The organism is Ureibacillus sp. FSL K6-0165 (assembly GCF_038004285.1).
GTDB lineage: Bacteria > Bacillota > Bacilli > Bacillales_A > Planococcaceae > Ureibacillus > Ureibacillus thermosphaericus.
Window position 1 is genome coordinate 191,524 of the sequence record NZ_JBBOQS010000002.1, and the last position, 19,669, is coordinate 211,192.

17 protein-coding genes are annotated in these 19,669 nt (G+C 36.6%); 11 read left to right on the forward strand and 6 right to left on the reverse strand.

Translation table 11 applies throughout. From position 1 onward, the window contains the following. Window positions 1-120: 120 nt before the first annotated feature. Window positions 121-1,785, reverse strand: coding sequence for a ribonuclease J1 (rnjA, locus tag NST00_RS14595; protein WP_016838287.1), 1,665 nt, complete (start codon window positions 1,783-1,785; stop codon window positions 121-123). Window positions 1,786-1,790: 5 nt separating this feature from the next. Further along, window positions 1,791-2,000 carry a DNA-dependent RNA polymerase subunit epsilon gene (locus tag NST00_RS14600; RefSeq protein WP_016838289.1) on the reverse strand — a complete coding sequence of 70 codons (210 nt, stop codon included), beginning with the start codon at window positions 1,998-2,000 and terminating at the stop codon, window positions 1,791-1,793. 447 nt (window positions 2,001-2,447) lie between these two features. Here NST00_RS14600 and NST00_RS14605 point away from each other — a divergent pair, with 447 nt between their 5' ends. Next, on the forward strand, window positions 2,448-3,218 hold the full coding sequence (locus NST00_RS14605) for a Cof-type HAD-IIB family hydrolase (protein WP_096550556.1): 771 nt from the start codon (window positions 2,448-2,450) through the stop codon (window positions 3,216-3,218). 115 nt (window positions 3,219-3,333) lie between these two features. On the opposite strand, the gene def is transcribed toward NST00_RS14605, so the two are convergent. After that, entirely contained in the window at window positions 3,334-3,888 is a 555-nt protein-coding gene (gene def / locus NST00_RS14610; protein WP_340710294.1) for a peptide deformylase, read from the reverse strand. A 377-nt stretch (window positions 3,889-4,265) separates the two neighbouring features. On the opposite strand from def, the gene pdhA reads away from it, so the two are divergent. The 8 genes from pdhA to NST00_RS14650 all read left to right on the forward strand — a co-directional run bounded on the left by pdhA (window position 4,266) and on the right by NST00_RS14650 (window position 14,068). Then, entirely contained in the window at window positions 4,266-5,369 is a 1,104-nt protein-coding gene (gene pdhA, locus NST00_RS14615) for a pyruvate dehydrogenase (acetyl-transferring) E1 component subunit alpha (RefSeq protein ID WP_016838295.1), read from the forward strand. A 3-nt stretch (window positions 5,370-5,372) separates the two neighbouring features. Further along, the gene (locus tag NST00_RS14620) at window positions 5,373-6,350 is read left to right on the forward strand and encodes an alpha-ketoacid dehydrogenase subunit beta (protein WP_016838296.1); all 978 of its coding nucleotides are present in this window, start codon (window positions 5,373-5,375) and stop codon (window positions 6,348-6,350) included. 20 nt (window positions 6,351-6,370) lie between these two features. Continuing rightward, window positions 6,371-7,687, forward strand: coding sequence for a dihydrolipoamide acetyltransferase family protein (locus NST00_RS14625; protein WP_096550558.1), 1,317 nt, complete (start codon window positions 6,371-6,373; stop codon window positions 7,685-7,687). 3 nt (window positions 7,688-7,690) lie between these two features. Then, window positions 7,691-9,103: a dihydrolipoyl dehydrogenase gene (gene lpdA, locus NST00_RS14630; RefSeq protein WP_016838298.1), complete on the forward strand. Its 1,413-nt coding sequence runs from the start codon at window positions 7,691-7,693 to the stop codon at window positions 9,101-9,103. 207 nt (window positions 9,104-9,310) lie between these two features. Next, entirely contained in the window at window positions 9,311-12,385 is a 3,075-nt protein-coding gene (locus NST00_RS14635; RefSeq protein ID WP_016837571.1) for an efflux RND transporter permease subunit, read from the forward strand. A 391-nt stretch (window positions 12,386-12,776) separates the two neighbouring features. Continuing rightward, on the forward strand, window positions 12,777-12,944 hold the full coding sequence (locus tag NST00_RS14640; RefSeq protein WP_016837570.1) for a hypothetical protein: 168 nt from the start codon (window positions 12,777-12,779) through the stop codon (window positions 12,942-12,944). 16 nt (window positions 12,945-12,960) lie between these two features. Continuing rightward, on the forward strand, window positions 12,961-13,416 hold the full coding sequence (locus tag NST00_RS14645; protein WP_016837569.1) for a CidA/LrgA family protein: 456 nt from the start codon (window positions 12,961-12,963) through the stop codon (window positions 13,414-13,416). Continuing rightward, window positions 13,391-14,068: an LrgB family protein gene (locus tag NST00_RS14650; protein ID WP_016837568.1), complete on the forward strand. Its 678-nt coding sequence runs from the start codon at window positions 13,391-13,393 to the stop codon at window positions 14,066-14,068. The genes NST00_RS14645 and NST00_RS14650 overlap by 26 nt, the downstream gene beginning before the upstream one ends. 101 nt (window positions 14,069-14,169) lie before the next feature. Here NST00_RS14650 and NST00_RS14655 read toward each other — a convergent pair whose 3' ends face one another. After that, a complete protein-coding gene (locus NST00_RS14655; protein ID WP_340710297.1) occupies window positions 14,170-15,681 on the reverse strand; it encodes an IS1182 family transposase in 1,512 nt (503 codons plus the stop codon). A 175-nt stretch (window positions 15,682-15,856) separates the two neighbouring features. Continuing rightward, window positions 15,857-17,326 (reverse strand): aminotransferase class I/II-fold pyridoxal phosphate-dependent enzyme, encoded by a 1,470-nt coding sequence (locus NST00_RS14660; protein ID WP_016837567.1) that lies wholly within the window; start codon window positions 17,324-17,326, stop codon window positions 15,857-15,859. A gap of 145 nt (window positions 17,327-17,471) precedes the next feature. Here NST00_RS14660 and NST00_RS14665 point away from each other — a divergent pair, with 145 nt between their 5' ends. Next, on the forward strand, window positions 17,472-18,431 hold the full coding sequence (locus NST00_RS14665) for an NAD(P)H-dependent flavin oxidoreductase (protein WP_026019005.1): 960 nt from the start codon (window positions 17,472-17,474) through the stop codon (window positions 18,429-18,431). Between the two features lie 24 nt (window positions 18,432-18,455). Next, window positions 18,456-18,746, forward strand: a complete 291-nt coding sequence (locus NST00_RS14670; RefSeq protein ID WP_340710298.1) for a UPF0223 family protein — start codon at window positions 18,456-18,458, stop codon at window positions 18,744-18,746. A 222-nt stretch (window positions 18,747-18,968) separates the two neighbouring features. On the opposite strand, the gene NST00_RS14675 is transcribed toward NST00_RS14670, so the two are convergent. After that, window positions 18,969-19,598 (reverse strand): YktB family protein, encoded by a 630-nt coding sequence (locus tag NST00_RS14675; RefSeq protein WP_016837564.1) that lies wholly within the window; start codon window positions 19,596-19,598, stop codon window positions 18,969-18,971. Window positions 19,599-19,669 lie beyond the last annotated feature (71 nt).

Genomic DNA, 19,669 nt, shown 5'->3' on the forward strand with positions numbered 1-19,669 from the left:
TAATAGTCAATCGATAAAGAAAGAAGGAAGCGAGTTAGCAATATATAAAATTGAATGACAACATGAATCGAAGAAATAAGGCTGTCTAGAAGGTTAATTTTTCTAGACAGCCTCAGATTTTTATACTTCCATAATGATTGGTAAAATCATTGGTCTACGTTTAGTTTTTTCAAATAAATATGGAGATAAAATATCTGTTATCTCATTTTTTAATTCTGTCCATTGAGATTTTTCTTGAATCATTTCTGCTAAATGATCTGCAAGCATTTTCTGTGCTTCGCTAATTAGTGTAGCAGATTCACGCATATAAACAAAACCTCTAGAAATAATATCAGGACCTGCTACAATTTTTTGTTGTTTCATATCTACGCTAACAACAACAATGACTAATCCTTCTTCGGAAAGAATTCGGCGATCGCGCAACACGATATTTCCGATATCACCAATTCCGCTTCCATCAATGTAAACATCGCCTGAAGGGATGCGTCCTGCAACGTAAGCTTCGTTTGAGCTGAGTGCAAGTACATCTCCATTTTCCATTACAAATGTATTTTCAGCCGGTACATCGCAATCAATAGCAAGTTTCGTATGCATTTTTAACATGCGATATTCACCGTGAATTGGCATGAAGAATTTTGGCTTCATTAAGCGAAGCATTAATTTTTGTTCTTCTTGGGAACCGTGACCTGAAGTATGAATATTGTTAATAGATCCATGAATGACTTCTGCACCAGCACGGTATAATAAGTTAATAATTTTATTGACGCTAATCGTATTGCCAGGAATAGGCGAAGAGGAGAATACAACTGTATCTCCTGGCTGAATTTGAATTTGACGGTGAGTACCATTAGCAATTCGCGATAAAGCCGCCATTGGTTCGCCTTGAGAGCCTGTACACAAAATCATTACTTCATTTGCTGGTAGGCGATTGATTGTTTGAGCGTCAACGAACGTTTCTTTTGGTGCAGTAATGTATCCTAATTCTCGACCAATGGAAATAGCATTATCCATCGATCGTCCGAAAACTGCAATTTTTCTTCCATATTGAGCAGCTGCATCTGTTACTTGTTGAAGTCGATGGATATTGGAAGCGAACGTTGCAAAAATAATACGTCCTTCAACTTTACGGAAAATATCGTGGATGCTTTCACCAACTTTTCGTTCTGACATTGTAAAGTTAGGTACTTCTGCGTTTGTGCTGTCCGATAATAAACAAAGCACGCCATCGCGTCCGATTTCTGCCATTTTCGTTAAGTTGGCTGGTTCACCCACTGGTGTAAAATCAAATTTAAAGTCACCAGTATGAACGATATTTCCAGGCGGTGTTTTTACAACGATTCCAAATGCATCTGGAATACTATGTGTTGTTCTAAAGAAACTAACAGATGTTTTTCGGAATTTAATGACATCATCTTCTTTAATTTCAATCAGTTTCGTTTGACGTAGTAAACCGTGTTCTTCTAATTTATTGCGCAAAAGCCCAAGGGCAAGTTTTCCACCGTACACAGGTACATTTACTTGGCGCAATAAATACGGTATTCCACCGATATGGTCTTCATGGCCATGAGTTATAAATAGGCCTTTAATTTTATCGGCATTACGTACTAAATAAGTATAGTCAGGAATTACATAATCGATTCCTAGCAAATCATCTTCAGGGAATTTAATCCCTGCATCGATGATAATAATTTCATCTTGAAATTGTACTCCATAAGTATTTTTGCCGATTTCGCCCAGTCCGCCAAGAGCAAAAACGGCAGTTTGATCATTTTTTACAAATTTCATATAGATTATGCATTCTCCAAACGGAAATTCGGGCTATTTTTTTCATATTCTAAATAATTGCCCTCAAGTAATTGGATATATTCAATCAAAATGTGGCGATCTTTTAAATATTCGCGGACTTCTCGTTCTGAATTAGCTTCTAGATAGAGGCTTTTCGTATTTTCGCGAACTGGTACTTCATCTGGATTTTCTTGATAATACACTTTGTAAATCATCTTTTCTCTCCCTCTTTAACCGAACATTTTTTGCATTTATTATTTTTCCACTTTTTACGAATATAATCAATTGGTATTTATTATATTAACGCAAATGGTTTATATCTTCACAACCATCTGCATGAAGTGGCCTATTAGTTAAAGTGACAAAATTTATTAAGAAATATTCATTATATACCAAAATTTCAAATTTGTAACATGGCGAAATAAAATGCATTTCCTTTATATTATCATGTGAATCTTTTAAAATAAAGAAAAGCCCTCCGTTTTTGAAGGGCTTAAGCGATTGATTTTTTACCGAGGATGCCATTAAGACGCTTCAAAAGTTTCTTTTTGAGTCTTTTTAACATGGCACATCACTCCTTAGTTTAAAGTATAAGGTAGAATTATATATATGTAAAGTATTTTTCATTTACATATAAATATGCATTAGAAGGGTTAGTGACAATGAAGAAGGTTCTGTTTTTTGATGTAGATGGTACACTTTATAATAGTAAGAAAAGATTGCCTCCATCTGCGAAGGATGCAATTTATCAAGCAAAGAGGAACGGTTATGAAATTGCCATTGCTACAGGTCGAGCTCCTTTTATGATTCAATCGATTTTAAAAGAGTTAGAGATTGATACTTTTATAACTTTTAATGGACAATATGTTGTTTATAAAAATGAAGTGATTTTTACAGATAGTGTTCCACAAGACGATTTAACGGAAATCATTGAATTCGGATCTATGCGCAATCATCCTGTTGTATTTATTGATGACGAAAAAATGATTGCTACAACAGAAGGAAACAAAAAAATCGAACAAAGTTTACTATCGTTACGCTACCCGTATCCCGAAATTAATCCTCATTTTTATAAAGAAAATGCTGTCTATCAAACACTTATTTTTATGGAAGAAGAAGAGGAAGCGATTTATCACGAAACATTTTCAAATGTTAAATTTGTTCGCTGGCATCCGTACTCTTGCGATATCCTTCCAAAAGACGGTTCAAAAGCGAGAGGGATTAAAAAAGTATTGGAAAAAATGAATATTCCCATTGAAAATGCCATTGCTTTTGGTGATGGATTAAACGACATTGAAATGCTTCAAGCAGTTGGTATAGGGGTAGCAATGGGTAATGCCAAAGAACAAGTAAAAGAAGTAGCTGATGTTGTAGGTGAACATGTTGACAATGATGGGCTTGCAAAAGTGATGAAAAAATTAGAAATCATCTAATCTATTTATATGCATGATGACTTTTCGAAGTCTCGGCATTTGTCTCATACAAGTAGAAACCCCAAAAGCACTGAAGACAAAATTGGTGCTTTTAGGGTTTTCTTTTTTATGCTTATTAACCTTCAAAAGGAAAAGCATCTGGAATAGGAGCAAACGGATCTTCTTTATTAATATGATCATAAAACATAATCCCGTTTAAATGGTCCAATTCGTGTTGAAAACATATCGCTGGAAGACCTTTTAAACGCATTTTTTTCTCTTCGCCATCAACAGTGAAGAATTTTACCGTAATCCGTGCATATCGAGGAACATACCCAGGAACATTGCGGTCAACGGATAAGCAACCCTCACCATTAGGTAAGTAAGTTTTTTCAGCAGAATGGCTGACGATTTTTGGGTTGATTGCGACAAAGCTGAGTGTTTCTCCATTTTCTTCTTCAATATGAAGGGCAAACATTCTTTTTAAACAATTTACTTGGTTTGCTGCAAGCCCTATTCCAGAACGCAATTCATATTTTTCTGCTATTTCCGGATCTTGACTATTTTTTAAAAACTGCAACATATCCTCTGCTAATTTACGCTCTTCATCTGATAACGGGAATTTCATCTCTTCTGCTTTCGTTCTTAAAGCAGGGTGACCTTCACGGACAATATCTTTCATTAAAATCATATTTTACTTCCTTTCAATTTCTCTATCAAAATGAAGGTTTTTCTATTTAAAAATACCATATGTCAATTTCTTTTTCTAATAGATGTTTCAATGAATATTATATGTCATTTATAGGCGATAATGAATTTCGTACAACGGATTATTTTATGAGCATATCATATTAATTTTGTCAAAAAATTAAACTGTTATAATACAAGTTTATTTTGTGGTATAACAGAATGTTTTTGTGATAAATTCAAATAACTAGCATAATTTTGAATTGAAAAGAAAAAACAACGATTGACCGATTGTATTATGGTAATATATACTGTAGTAAATTGAAGGTTGTATCAATTTTCGGGTTATAAAAAATGATACAGATAAAGGAGAGGTGTTTTATGAGTGGGAAAGTTTTTGATCCAAAAGGTGTATTACAAGATGTTGAAAGCAAATTTGAAATGTTTCAAATTTTAAATGAAAACGGAGAAGTTGTGAACCCAGAGTATGAACCAAAATTGTCTGATGAAGAATTGGTAGAACTGATGACTCGCATGGTTTACACAAGAGTTTTAGACCAGCGTTCTATTTCTCTAAATCGACAAGGACGACTTGGATTCTATGCGCCAACTGCAGGACAAGAAGCTTCCCAATTAGCTTCCCACTTTGCATTGGAAAAAGATGACTGGATTTTACCAGGTTACAGAGATGTTCCTCAAATCGTTTGGCATGGCTTACCGTTATGGAAAGCATTCTTATTTAGCCGTGGACATTTCATTGGAAACCAAATTCCTGAAGGTGTAAATATTTTACCTCCTCAAATTATTATTGGTGCCCAATACATTCAAGCAGCTGGGGTTGCTTTAGGAATTAAGAAGCGCGGCGGAAAGAATGTAGCAGTAACATATACAGGTGACGGTGGTTCATCTCAAGGTGACTTCTATGAAGGTATCAACTTTGCAGGGGCATACAAAGCGCCAGCAATCTTCTTTATTCAAAATAACCAATATGCGATTTCTACTCCTCGTGACATACAAACAGCTGCAAAAACACTTGCACAAAAAGGAATTGCAGCAGGTATTCCATGTGTTCAAGTAGATGGAATGGATCCATTAGCTGTTTATGTAGCAACAAAAGATGCACGTGAGCGTGCTGTAGCTGGTGAAGGTCCGACATTAATTGAAACAATTTGTTACCGTTACGGACCGCATACAATGTCAGGGGACGATCCAACGCGTTATCGTACAGAAGATATTGATAATGAATGGGCGAAAAAAGACCCAATTGTACGTTTCCGTAAATATTTAGAAGGCAAAGGACTCTGGTCTGAAGAGAAAGAAACAGAAGTGATTGAAAGAGCGAAAGAAGAAATTAAAGAAGCTATTAAATTAGCGGACCAAGCTCCAAAACAAACAGTAACTGACTTAATCTCCATCATGCATGAGGAGCTGCCTTTCAATCTAAAAGAACAATACGAAATCTATAAAGCAAAGGAGTCGAAGTAACCTATGGCACAAATGACGATGATTCAAGCGATTACTGATGCTTTACGCACAGAATTGAAAAATGATGAAAATGTGTTAGTGTTCGGGGAAGACGTCGGTGTAAACGGCGGGGTATTCCGAGCAACTGAAGGTTTACAAAAGGAATTTGGAGTGGATCGGGTATTCGATACTCCTCTTGCTGAATCAGGAATCGGTGGTCTTGCAATCGGTTTAGCTTTACAAGGATTTCGTCCAGTTCCGGAAATTCAATTCTTCGGTTTCGTATATGAAGTAATGGATTCCATTAGCGGACAAATTGCTCGTTATCGTTTCCGCACTGGCGGTACGTTTAATATGCCAATTACGATTCGCTCGCCATTTGGGGGCGGTGTACACACGCCTGAAATGCACTCTGATAGTTTAGAAGGATTAATGGCTCAACAACCGGGCTTAAAAGTTGTGATTCCTTCAACGCCATATGATGCGAAAGGGTTGTTAATTTCAGCTATTCGCGATAATGATCCGGTTATCTTTTTAGAGCATCTAAAACTATATCGTTCATTCCGTCAAGAAGTGCCTGAAGAAGCTTATACAATTCCAATTGGTAAAGCAGATGTAAAACGAGAAGGAAAAGATTTATCCATTTTCGCTTACGGATTAATGGTGCATGAAAGCTTAAAAGCTGCAGAAGAATTAGAGAAAGAAGGATACTCTGTAGAAGTAGTGGACCTTCGCACAGTGCAACCACTTGATATTGACACAATCATTGCTTCTGTAGAAAAAACAAATCGTGCAATTGTTGTTCAAGAAGCACAAAAGCAAGCTGGAATCGCGGCAAATGTCGTTTCGGAAATCATGGAAAGAGCGGTATTAAGTTTAGAAGCTCCGGTACTTCGAGTGGCAGCACCAGATACAATTTATCCGTTCCCGCAAGCTGAAAATGTTTGGTTACCTAATTACAAAGACATTATCGAAACAGCGAAAAAAGTTTTAACATTCTAATTGATGAAAGGGTGGACGTAATGGCGTTTGAATTTCGTATGCCAGATATCGGCGAAGGAATCCACGAAGGTGAAATCGTAAAATGGTTTGTGAAACCAGGTGATGAGGTAAATGAGGACGATATTTTATGTGAGATTCAAAACGATAAAGCAGTAGTGGAAATTCCTTCTCCTGTTGCAGGTAAAGTAGAAGAAATTTTAGTCGATGAAGGCAGTGTAGCTGTCGTTGGAGATGTGCTCATTCGCTTAGATGCACCAGGTTATGAAAACATGCAATTTAAAGGTGATGCGCACGTTGAGGAAGATTCATCTAAAACTGAAGCGCAAGTTCAAGCGACAGCAGAAGATGGAAAAGTAGAAGATACGAAACAACAGGAAACAAAGGAAGTACCACTATCTTCTGAAATTGAAGTTGCTAAACGTGTAATCGCGATGCCTTCCGTTCGCAAGTTTGCTAGAGAGAACGGTGTTGATATTCAATTAGTGGAAGGTACAGGGAAAAACGGTCGTATCTTAAAAGAGGATATCATTCGTTATATGGAAGGCGGGCAAACTGTTCAAGAAGCGCCGAAAGTTGTGGAAGAAAAACAAGAAGCGGTTGCAGAAATTCCACAAATTCCTGTGTTGGAAGGTGAATTCCCAGAGACGAGAGAAAAAATATCTGGAATTCGCAAAGCGATTGCAAAAGCAATGGTTCATTCCAAACAAACGGCTCCTCATGTAACTTTAATGGACGAAGTAGATGTTTCGAATTTAGTCGCTCATCGCAAAAAATTCAAAGATGTTGCGGCTGAAAAAGGCGTCAAGTTAACATATTTACCTTATGTGGTAAAAGCGTTAGTGGCAATGTTGAGAGAATTCCCAGAATTTAATCGTTCATTTGACGATGCAACACAAGAAATTATTCAAAAACATTATTATAATGTTGGAATTGCTGCCGATACTGAACGTGGGTTGCTTGTTCCAGTTATCAAACATGCGGACAGAAAATCAATTTTTACAATTGCGTCCGAAATCAATGATTTAGCAACAAAAGCGCGTGAAGGAAAACTTGCTCCAAACGAGATGAAAGGCGGCTCAATGTCCATCACAAATATAGGCTCTGCTGGAGGCCAATGGTTCACACCAGTGATTAATCATCCAGAAATAGCAATTTTAGGACTTGGAAGAATTTCAGAAAAGCCTATAATAAAAGAAGGTGAAATTATAGCAGCACCTATGTTAGCATTATCATTGAGCTTTGATCATCGTATGATCGATGGAGCTTTAGCTCAAAATGCTTTAAATTATTTGAAGCGTTTACTAAGTGATCCTGAACTTTTATTAATGGAGGCGTAACAAATGGTAGTAGGAGATTTTCCAATCGAAATCGACACTCTTGTAGTTGGAGCAGGTCCTGGTGGATATGTTGCAGCAATTCGTGCAGCACAAACTGGACAAAAAGTAACAGTTGTTGAAAAAAATGAAGTGGGCGGAGTATGCTTAAACGTTGGATGTATTCCATCAAAAGCGTTAATTTCAGTTGCTCACCGCTACGAACAAGCAAAACATTCAGATGATATGGGTGTTATTACTTCTGATGTAAAACTTGATTTTGAAAAAGTGCAAGCTTTCAAAGACAGCGTAGTAAAAAAACTTACAGGTGGAGTAGCTGGTCTATTAAAAGGAAATAAAATTGATGTTGTAAAAGGTGAAGCTTATTTCGTTGATGCAAATACTGTTCGCGTTGTAAATGGCGACCAAGCTCAAACTTATAAATTTAAAAATGCAATTATTGCAACAGGTTCTCGTCCTGTGGAAATCCCAACATTCAAATATTCTGATCGTGTAATTAACTCTACTGGTGCGTTAAACTTAAAAGAATTACCTAAAAAATTAGTTGTAATCGGTGGAGGATACATCGGTACAGAATTAGGAACAGCATATGCAAACTTTGGTACTGAAGTAACAATCCTTGAAGGTGCAAGCGACATCTTAGCAGGATTTGAGAAACAAATGACTCAAATCGTGAAAAAAGGTCTGAAGAAAAAAGGTGTTACAATTGAAGTGAACGCCCTTGCTAAAGGTGTAGAAGAAACTAAAGATGGCGTAATTGTAACTTATGAAGTAAACGGCGAAGAGAAGAAAGTTGAAGCAGATTACGTACTTGTAACAGTTGGACGCAGACCAAATACAGATGAACTTGGTCTTGAACAAATCGGTATTGAGTTCGGCGAAAGAGGATTAATTAAAGTTGATAAACAATGCCGTACAAATATTCCAAATATCTATGCAATTGGTGATATTGTTCCTGGTCCACAACTTGCTCACAAAGCTTCTTATGAAGGAAAAGTTGCTGCTGAAGCAATTGCAGGACATAAATCTGTAGTTGACTACTTAGCAATTCCAGCTGTTTGCTTCACAGACCCAGAAATGGCATCTGTTGGATATAGCGAAGAGCAAGCGAAAGCTGAAGGTATCGAAGTAACTGTTGCGAAATTCCCATTCGCAGCAAACGGTCGTGCATTAGCATTAAATCAAACAGAAGGTTTTGTGAAACTTGTTGCACGTAAAGAAGATGGCCTTATCATCGGTGGACAAATTGTAGGTGCTGGTGCTTCTGACATGATTTCTGAAATCTGCCTAGCAATCGAAGGCGGTATGACAGCTGAAGACATCGCTCTTACAATTCACCCGCATCCAACTTTAGGCGAAATCACAATGGAAACTGCGGAAGTATTACTTGGCAACCCAATCCACATTATTTCAAAATAATCACTAGTTTAGAGCCCTTGTAACTCATTACAAGGGCTTTTTTTATTTTGAAGCTTCTCGTTCTATGCTGGCAAATATCTGGTCGAATTGATAGGAAATGATGAATTGATTCTCTAGCTCGTAAAATGATGAATTTTCAGCATTGAAAAAATGAGATTGCACAAAATAAAAATAAATAATTAACCATCAAAGATAGGTGAATGACCATTGAATGGGATTCTTCGATTTGTGCTAAGGAATAAACTAGCTGTCTGGTTACTAACATTCATTTTCTTAGGTACAGGAATATACTCTACATCTAAAATGAATATGGAGACTATTCCTGATATATCAATTCCAGTTATTACGGTTACGACAGTGTATCCTGGAGCAACTCCAAAACAGGTGATGGAAGAAATTTCAGAACCTTTGGAGAAAGTTGTTGCAAACTTAGAAGGAGTTCTAAATGTATACTCTAATTCCTATGCCAATTTATCAAATGTGCAAATTGAATTTGAGTATGGTATTGACCTTGTTAATGCCGAACGGGAAATCAAGTCAGCCATTGAACAAATAAAACTTCCAGATCATGCAGAGGAGCCAAATATTACACGAGTAACAATTAATGCATTTCCAATATTGGCTTTTAGTATTTCAAGTGAAACAGAAGATATTGCAGAACTTACAACGACGGTAGAAGAAATTGTCGCACCAAAATTTGAAGGAATTGATGGTGTGGCGTCTGTTTCGATTTCAGGTCAACATGTAAATGAAATTGAGTTACATTTTAATGAAGAGAAAATGGCTTCTCTTGGGATAACAGAGGAAAATGTAAAACAAATGATTCAATCGAGCAATGTCCGAGTGCCTCTTGGATTATTTCCGTTTCAGGATGAAGAGCAATCAATCGTAATTGATGGTAAAGTGACGACAATTGAAGGATTAAAGAATATAGTTATACCAATTACCCCTTCCCAGATTTACCCTTATCCTTTTGTTACGTTAGGTGAAATTGCAACTATTCATTTTGTTGGGAAAGTGGAGTCTGTATCAAGAACGAATGGTAGAGAGGCAATCACTTTACAAATTGTTAAAGCGCAAGATGCCAATACGCTGGAAGTCGTTAAGGAAGCGAAAGCGTTAGCGAATGAATTAACGTCATCCGTTCAAGGGTTAATCATTGATGTTACTTTAGACCAAGGTGCACCAATTGAACAGTCTGTCAGAACCATGTTAAATAAAGCCTTTATCGGCGCAGTGGTAGCAATTGTTGTCATTTTATTCTTCTTAAGAGATATCAAATCAACATTGATTTCTGTAATTTCCATACCATTATCTTTATTGATTGCTTTTATGATTTTGTATTCTCTAGATATTACGTTAAATATGATGACATTAGGTGCGATGACGATAGCAATTGGGAGGGTTATTGATGACTCGATTGTGGTCGTTGAAAATATTTACAGAAGGCTCCATTTAAGAAACGAACCTTTATATGGACGAGCATTAATAAGCTCTGCAACGATTGAAATGTTTAAACCAATATTATCTTCTACATTGGTTACCATTGCAGTATTTTTACCACTAGTATTTGTTGGAGGGATGATTGGGGAATTATTTCTCCCATTTGCACTGACAATAACCTTTGCATTGCTCGCATCTTTGCTTGTAGCAATTACCGTGGTACCAGCATTTTCACATTCACTTTTTAAGAAAAAATTATATAAGGAAAATAGAGTTACAGGGCATCGATCCACCAAAAGCATGTTGGCAAAATATTATAGGAAATTTTTAAATTGGACATTAAATCATAAACTGATTACTTCATTTGTTGCTTTTTTATTACTTGTTGGAAGCTTATGTTTAATTCCTATTCTCGGCTTTAGTTTTTTGCCAACAGAAGAACAAAAAATGCTTTATATCACCTATACACCAGAGCCGGGTGAAACGGAAGATACGATATTACAAAATGTGTCTGAAGTAGAACAGGAAATGATGGCAAGAGAAGATGTGGAGGTTGTTCAACTTTCCATCGGTTCAAGCGATAATATGATGATGGGTATGGGCAGCAATAATGGAGCTTTAATGTTCTTAATTTTTAATGAAGAAACAGAAAACTTTGATGAAGTGACAAAAGAGATCGAAAATTACTTAGCCAATTTAGATCATTCTGGTAAATGGAAAAATCAAAATTTCAATATGTCCGTCTCGAATAACGAATTAAGTTATACAGTTTACGGCAACGATCAAGTTGATTTAGAAGAAGCTGTTATGCAAATAGAAGATATAATGCAGGATTCAAAGTATGTAAAAGATGTTTCGACAAGTCTGGCGGAACGATTTGATGAATATACATTGAAAGTAAATCAACAAACCCTCTTGCAATATCACTTATCAGCTGCACAAATCGCTTATTTATTAAATCCTCATATGCCGGAACAAGTATTAACAACGATTGAAAAAGATGGAGAAGACGTCAATGTTATTATTCGCAAAGATAAAATCATACCACAAAACTTTGAAGCGTTGTTGCAAACTCCACTCTCTACTCCAACAGGAAGTGTTGTGACAATTGGAGATATAGTTGAAGTGAAAAAAGGAACGGTTGCCAATACAGTTTCGCGAAGTAAAGGGAAATTTTATGCAACAGTTTCTGGTACGATTACAAGTAAGGACATTACGAAAGCTTCTACGGAAGTGGAAGAAAGGCTTGAGAAATTAAAATTACCAAAAGGCGTTGAGATTGAAGCTGCAGGAGTAACAAAAGATATGGAAGAAGCTTTTGTGAAACTTGGTCTTGCATGTCTTGCGGCAGTGGCGATTGTTTATTTTATATTAGTAGTAACGTTCAGCGAAGGGCTCGCTCCATTTGCCATTTTATTTTCTTTACCTTTTACCGTGATAGGAGCCTTAGGATTGCTATGGATTTTTGATGAAACGATATCCGTTTCAGTGATGATGGGACTTCTTATGTTAATCGGAATTGTTGTAACGAATGCGATTGTTTTAGTGGACCGCATCGTTCATATGGAATATGACGGAATGAAGATGCGAGAAGCAATATTAGAGGCGGGTAGCACTCGATTAAGACCGATATTGATGACGGCTATTGCAACAATGGGGGCATTAATTCCGCTTATATTTGAGGAAGAAGGAAGCGGTTTAATTTCAAAAGGATTAGCCATTACCGTAATCGGTGGTTTATTTAGTTCAACAGTTCTCACTTTATTTATCGTTCCAATTGTATACGAATCATTATCAAGACTTTTTGGAAAAAATCGAAGAGCGATTCGGCTAGATTAAATGAAAAAGCTGTACGAAAGCCAATATACAATGTCTTTCGTACAGCTTTTCTGTTTATCCATATAATGAGGAGGAAACGTATTGTGGGGAAACTCGCACAAGATTATATGCTAACCACACAAGCTTGAAGGTTATCCGCACGAGATGTGTGGTTATCTACACAAGAATGGAAGCCATTCACACAAGTAGGGGAGCTATCCGCACAAGCTGCTGATGTATCCACACAAGCAGATAAGTTATCTACACAAGAGGAGAGCTATTTATGTAAAAGGTTGATTTATTCGCACGAGCAGGTGAAACATCCACACAATTAAATAAGGAATATGCACAAGAGCAGTATTAATCTGCACAAGCTAGAGTGTTATCTGCACAAGAAGGAGATTCTTATTTAGTGGAGCAATTACATCAAAAAAAAGATGCCAGCTCCTTCATTGTAAAAATGCATTTATCCGTTTATTCGAGAATTCATCCTCATAAATTAGGAATTTATCTTCAATATTTAGATAGTTTTGATTTTTATAAATTTAAAAGAATAGACATTATTTTGTCACAGGTATAAAATAACGGATACGGAGGTGAGTTTAGAAAAAGGATTTCCTTTTTCTAATGATTCTATGAGAGTTGTTCGGATAATCGCTCAAATTTTGATTCTGTATATTTTTTATTATGCTGGTGTATTAATTGGTAATTTAACAAAACTACCATTGCCAGCTAGTGTTATAGGGTTAGTGCTTTTATTTATATGCTTGCAGTTAAAATGGATAAAAGTAGATTATATAAAAGATGGTGCATCCTTTTTAATTGGTTTTATGATGTTGTTCTTTATTCCACCGATGATTGGCATAATTAATTATCCTGAGCTTTTCTCCTTGTCTGGCTCATTATTAATGGCATCCGTTATTGTTAGTACACTATTTGTACTAATCACAACAAGTTTGATTTGTCAATGGATTGAGAAAAAAGAGCTAGCAATGAAAGAGAAGAAGGAGAAGGGAGAAATGGATCATGCAAGCAAGTATATCCATCATTAGCACCGTTATCATATTTTTATTAATGGTGAAATTACATAAACGATTCCCTTATCAGTTTTTCATGCCAATTTTAACTTCGTCGATTATTATTATTGCAGGACTGCTTTTATTGAATATTCCTTACGAAGTGTATATGGAAGGCGGACGTTATTTACAACATTTGCTGGGTCCAGCAGTTGTGGCATTAGCTTATCCTTTATACAATCAGTGGGAAATGGTGTTGAAATATAAATATACGATTCTATCTGGTATCTTGATAGCCATGGTGAGTGGTTTAATTAGTATTTATACTTTGCTTGTTATTTTTAAATTAGATAAAGAATTAATATTAACAGCTTTACCAAAATCCATTACGACACCTGTAGCAATGCAAGTGAGTGAAACAATTGGCGGGATCCCACCTCTTACTGCCGTATTGGTCATGATTGCAGGATTTACAGGAGCATTACTTGGTTCTGTTGTGTTTTCCATTGGGAAAATTGAATCATCCATTAGTCGTGGAATTGCGATGGGGAGCGCTAGTCACGGAGTTGGAACGTCTAAGCTTGTGGATTATAGTGAACTGGATTTGTCGATTGGCTCATTATCTTTGGGGCTTAGTGCGGTAATTGGTGCGATTTTATGTCCAATATTTGCATATATTTTTATGTAAAAAGAGGCTGGGACATAACTAGCTTCAAAACGAGAAAAAGGCGAATTTGAGCTCACTCAAATTCGCCTTTTTTGCTTTTTTTACTACTATCTTTTGTTAACTCATACCTGTGCTGTGTATTTTCGTAAATTCACGGCCATTAATGCGATACCTATTTCGTTTTCAACCTTCGATTTTCCACGTACAGAAAATCGAGTGAAACGCAAATTAGCCTTCAAGAATCCAAAAACTGGTTCTACGTCAATTTTGCGTTGACGATAAATTGAACTCGTTTTCTCTTCTGAAAGCTTCGCTCTTACATATTCTTTTTGTTTTTTCCACTTCTCATTCACCATGAGTTTTCGATTGTTGCCTTCTTTTGCTTTCGTGCAAGATGAACGAAGGGGGCATCCCGAACAATCTTCACACTCATAGATTTTAAACTCTCGTTTGAAACCTGTTTTATCTGTACGTACTGATACATATTTGAATACGAGGCGTTGCTGATTCGGGCAAGTGTATGTATCACTTTCCTTGTCATACTGCCAATTGTCTGGATTAAATTTGTTTTGTTTATACTTTTTCTTTTGCTCTTTCAAGTACATGTTATACGTAATCAGTGCTTCTCGTCTTCGTTTCGAAAGTATCTCATCATAGTTTTGTTCACTACCATAACCTGCATCTGCGACAATATGCTTCGGTAAATTAAAAAAATGTTTCTCAATCTCATCCAAAAAAGGAATTAGAGTACGCGAGTCTGTGGGATTAGAATAAATTCCATAGGCTAGTGCGTATTGACCTTCTGTTGCGATTTGTACATTATATCCCGCCTTCAGTTGGCCATTTTTCATATAATCATCTTTCATTCGCATGAACGTCGCATCAGAATCTGTTTTGGAATAACTATTCCGTTCACCAAAGATTTCAAAGTCTTTTTGGTACTTCTGTTTACGTATGATAAAGTCAATTAACTGTTTATATGCTTTCTTCGGATATTTTCGCTTGCTTCTTAATGCTTTTCGTTCTGAGGCATCTGACGATGCTTCAATTTTTTGGTCATATTCTGTAATCACATCATCTACTTTTTGAACCATTTGAGCGAGTTCTTCTATTAATAGTTCATCCTCGCTTTCACGTTCAATTTCAGGTATGATTTCTTTTTCAATCGATTTTTTCCATACAAATGTAAACTTATTCGCATTCGCTTCAATCTTTGTACCATCAATAAAAATGGCTTCCTGATCAATCAATTTTTCTTGTACGAGTTGGCAACGGAATTGGACAAAACACTGACGGATTAACTCTTTTACTTCAGGTTGAACACGGAAACGGTTAATTGTACGATAGCTGGGTTCATATCCTTGGGCTAACCACATCATGCGAATACTGTCTTTTAATAGTGCTTCAATTTTACGACCTGAAAAGACAGATTGAGAATAAGCACACAAAATAATTTTTAACATCATGCGTGGATGATAAGCAGGACAACCTGTATTTCGAAGAAATGGCTCAAAGGCTTCATGTGGAATACTTTCTACTAAATGATGAATGTGGAAGGCAATATCATTTTCTTGTAATTTTACTTCTAAATCTAAAGGCAAAACTAGTTGATTCATGTTATAATATTTAAACATAAGGACACTTCCTTTGGCTAAAATTTTTGGGGTCAGATACTTAAATTTTAGCAGAAAGTGTCCTTTTATGATGCAATAAAATTAAGCCGCCGACATTTTACTTGTGTAAAATGCCAGCGGCTATTTTTAGTTAGAGGTGGGTTTTGTCCCAACCTCTTTCATCTTTTAATGCATACTAATATATCGGTTTGCGTTCTTTAATAACCCGAATGGTTTGTAGGCTCGCATCTTCTGGACCTTGGACCGGCAATCCTGCTTCAATATTCATTTGAATATACTTTATATTTTCTTCTGTAATGACTTCCCCAGGAATAAAGATTGGAATGCCTGGAGGATATACCATAATAAATTCAGCACAAATATAACCAGCGGAATCTTTAAAAGGAATTACTTCCGTACTGGAATAAAAGGCATCTCTTGGTGTCATGGCAAGAGCAGGAATGTCCGGTACATTGACTTCTGTTTCTTTCACGCAAGCTTCAGAATCAAAGGTTTGAGACATACGTTGGAGCGCGTTAATTAGCAAATTAATTTCTTTTTTTGTATCGCCTAATGTTACAAGACAAAGGATGTTGTATAGGTCAGATAGCTCTACTTCAATATTCGCATTTTGACGAAGCCATTCCTCCGCTTGATGACCTGTAATTCCTAAATCTTTTACGCTGATTAACAATTTTGTCTGATCCATATCGAATGTAGCAGAAGAATGCAATTTTTCTCTTCCAGCAACTTTTAAGTGAGGAATTTTGTTAATTCGTTTTCTTGCTTCTTTTGCCAGGCGAATGGCTTGGTCAATTAAATCATATCCATGAACTGCTAATTGTCTTCTAGCACAGTCGAGGGATGCTAATAGCGGATATGAAGTGGAAGTCGTTTGCAACATTGATAACACTGATTGAACTCGACTTACGCTCACAAGACCTTCTCGTACGTTTAATACAGAACTTTGCGTTAAAGACCCTCCCAGCTTATGTACGCTTGTTGCGGCCATGTCTGCACCAGCTTCCATTGCTGAGATTGGTAGTTCATCATGGAATTTTAAATGAATGCCATGGGCCTCATCAACGATTACTGGTATATTTGAAGTATGTGCGATATCCACAATGCGTTTTAAATCAGCAGCAAAACCAAAATATGTTGGATTAATGACAAGTACAGCCTTTGCATCAGGATATGTTTCGATTGCTTTTTCAACGGATTCTGCTGAGATTCCATGGGTGATACCGAATTCTTCATCCACTTCAGGATAAATAAATATCGGAATAGCACCTGAAAGAATAATCGCTGACATTGTTGATTTATGAACATTTCGTGGTACCAAAATTTTATCTCCTGGACCGACGACAGACATAATCATCGCCATGATAGCACCACTAGTTCCTTGAACAGAGAAAAATGTATAATCAGCACCAAAAGCTTGTGCAGCAAGTTCTTGAGCTTCTTTAATAGCAGCCTTTGGTGAATGTAAATCATCTAGTGGAGCAATATTGATTAAATCAATTGATAAAACGTTGTCTCCGACGAATTCTCGAAACGCAGGATCCATTCCTTGTCCCTTTTTATGTCCGGGAATATGGAATTGGATTGGATGTCTGTTTCGATGTTTTAGCAATGCGTCGAACAAAGGAGTTTCTAACTGTGACAACGCAGGTACCACCTCGCTTTTAATTAATATTCAAAACAAAGAAATTATAGCATCTATAGGCTACACATGCTATAAAAAATTAAAGGAAATTCAAGTTTTATTGAAGAACTATATAAATAATTATGATGAAAAGGGGATGTAAATGTTGAATTGGGATACAAGAGTAACGAAATTATTAGGAATACAATATCCAATCATACAAGGTGGCTTAGCTTATTTAGCATACTCAGATTTAGCTGCAGCCGTATCTAATGCTGGTGGACTTGGACAAATTACTGCTCTCAGTTTAGAAACACCAGAACAATTAAGAGAAGAAATTCGAAAAACGAAAGAGAAAACGGATAAACCTTTCGGCGTCAATTTTGCTTTTGGCAATTACGGGAAAGGATATGAGCCAATGGTGGAAGTAGCCATTGAAGAAAAAGTGCCCGTTATATCGATGACTGGAGGAAATCCAGCACCGATGTTCAAATTACTTGAAGGTGTTGATGTGAAAAAGTTAGTATTAGTAGCGGCACGCCGTCAAGCACAAAAAGCTGAAGAACTTGGTGCGGACGCAGTGATGGTTGTAGGACAAGAAGGTGGAGGGCATTTAGGTCGAGATGATGTGGGGACAATGGTGCTCGTTCCGCAAGTAGTAGATAGCGTCTCAATCCCAGTAATTGCTTCTGGGGGAATTGGGGATGGCCGTGGTTTGATGGCAGCATTGTCCCTTGGGGCAGAAGGAATCGAAATGGGGACACGATTCATTGCGACAAAAGAGTGTGTGCATGCATCACCTGCCTATATCGACGCGCTAATCAACAGTACAGAAACAGATACTACGGTTATCAAACGCTCATTAGGAACTCCAGCTCGCGCATTAAAAAGTGAATTTACTGAAAAAATTTTGGAAATTGAAAAGGAAACCCCTACTTATGAAGCGTTAAAAGAATACATAAGCGGAAAGGCCAATAAACGCTTCATTTACGATGGAGATGCAAAGAACGGATTCGGTTGGGCAGGACAAGTAACTGGTTTAATAAAAGATGTACCAACCGTAAAAGAACTGATTGATCGAATGATCCGGGAAGCGGAAGAAATTCGATTAAAGTGGGGAAGATAAAGAGAAAAAAGAGAGGTACTGTCAATGGAATATGCGTATCCTATTTCGCCGGATTGGACAACGGAAGAAATTATCACGGTAGTAAAATTTTTTGAAGGAATTGAACAAGCATATGAAAAAGGCATTAAAAGAGAAGTGATGTTAGAAAAGTATCGGCGTTTTAAAGAAATCGTTCCATCGAAAGCAGAAGAAAAAACACTGTTTCGTGAATTTGAAGAGGTCAGTGGATATGCTAGTTACCCGGTAGTGAAACAGGCAAGAAAACTGGAAAATGGGGAAACAATTGTACTTGAATCAAAAAAAAAACGAAGATAAAGACAACAAAAAGGAGCGGTCATTTACGCTCCTTTTTTCCTTTCCCAAACATCAATATATGAATCATTAATGGAGTTTATAAATGAATTTGATGAAAAAAAGCGGAAGAAAAATGTAATGATTAAAGTCGTCCTGAGCATATTAATTATACAACATATAGCAGAAAATCGACTTTTCCTCAAAACAGGAAATTATATCTGTAAATATATCCGATTGTAAATCCTAATTTTTCCCAATGATGATATCGTAAATTGGGAAAAGGGCTTCAAAAGTATTTTCAGCGACTTTTAAAAACTCTTCCGAAGATAGATTTATGCATTGTTCCCGAGGAATATGACGCCCAACTAAAAATTCTCCTTTTTTGACGTCTCTTAAACGAATAAGAAGTTCATTCAATTGACCGTTCAATGCTTCTTTTAGCGGAATAGCATCTAAAGATGTATGATCCCCTGAAATAATAAAATCATCTGGCAATTCGTAAAAAACATCGATTGAATTTAATAGACGATCTGCCATGGCAGATTTTTGTGGGGCTTCATAAATAATTGCAACAATAATGAATAAATGGGTGTGCGTAAGCCCAATTTGAAAATGAGGAAGTGATTTGTAACCTCGTTTGTAAGGTGCAAATGCTACCCATGAATCGTTAGGCGGATTGACTGTTCTTCTTGCATGTTTTGCTATATGGGCAAAAAATTCATCTCCAGTTTTAGCGCTGAAATAACCGGCAAAATGGTTACCTAATGCTTCGAATTTTGGACGTACGATGGTTTTTAGTGCATCCATCCGATGATCTAAGCCGTCAATGGTAAAGACATTGAAATCGGAATTTGTCCATTTTATATCGACCATGATTTGTTTTCCTCCTTTTTGAATCAAATGTTTATTTTTCACGTTTTTTGGGAAAAATCTTGTAACAATAG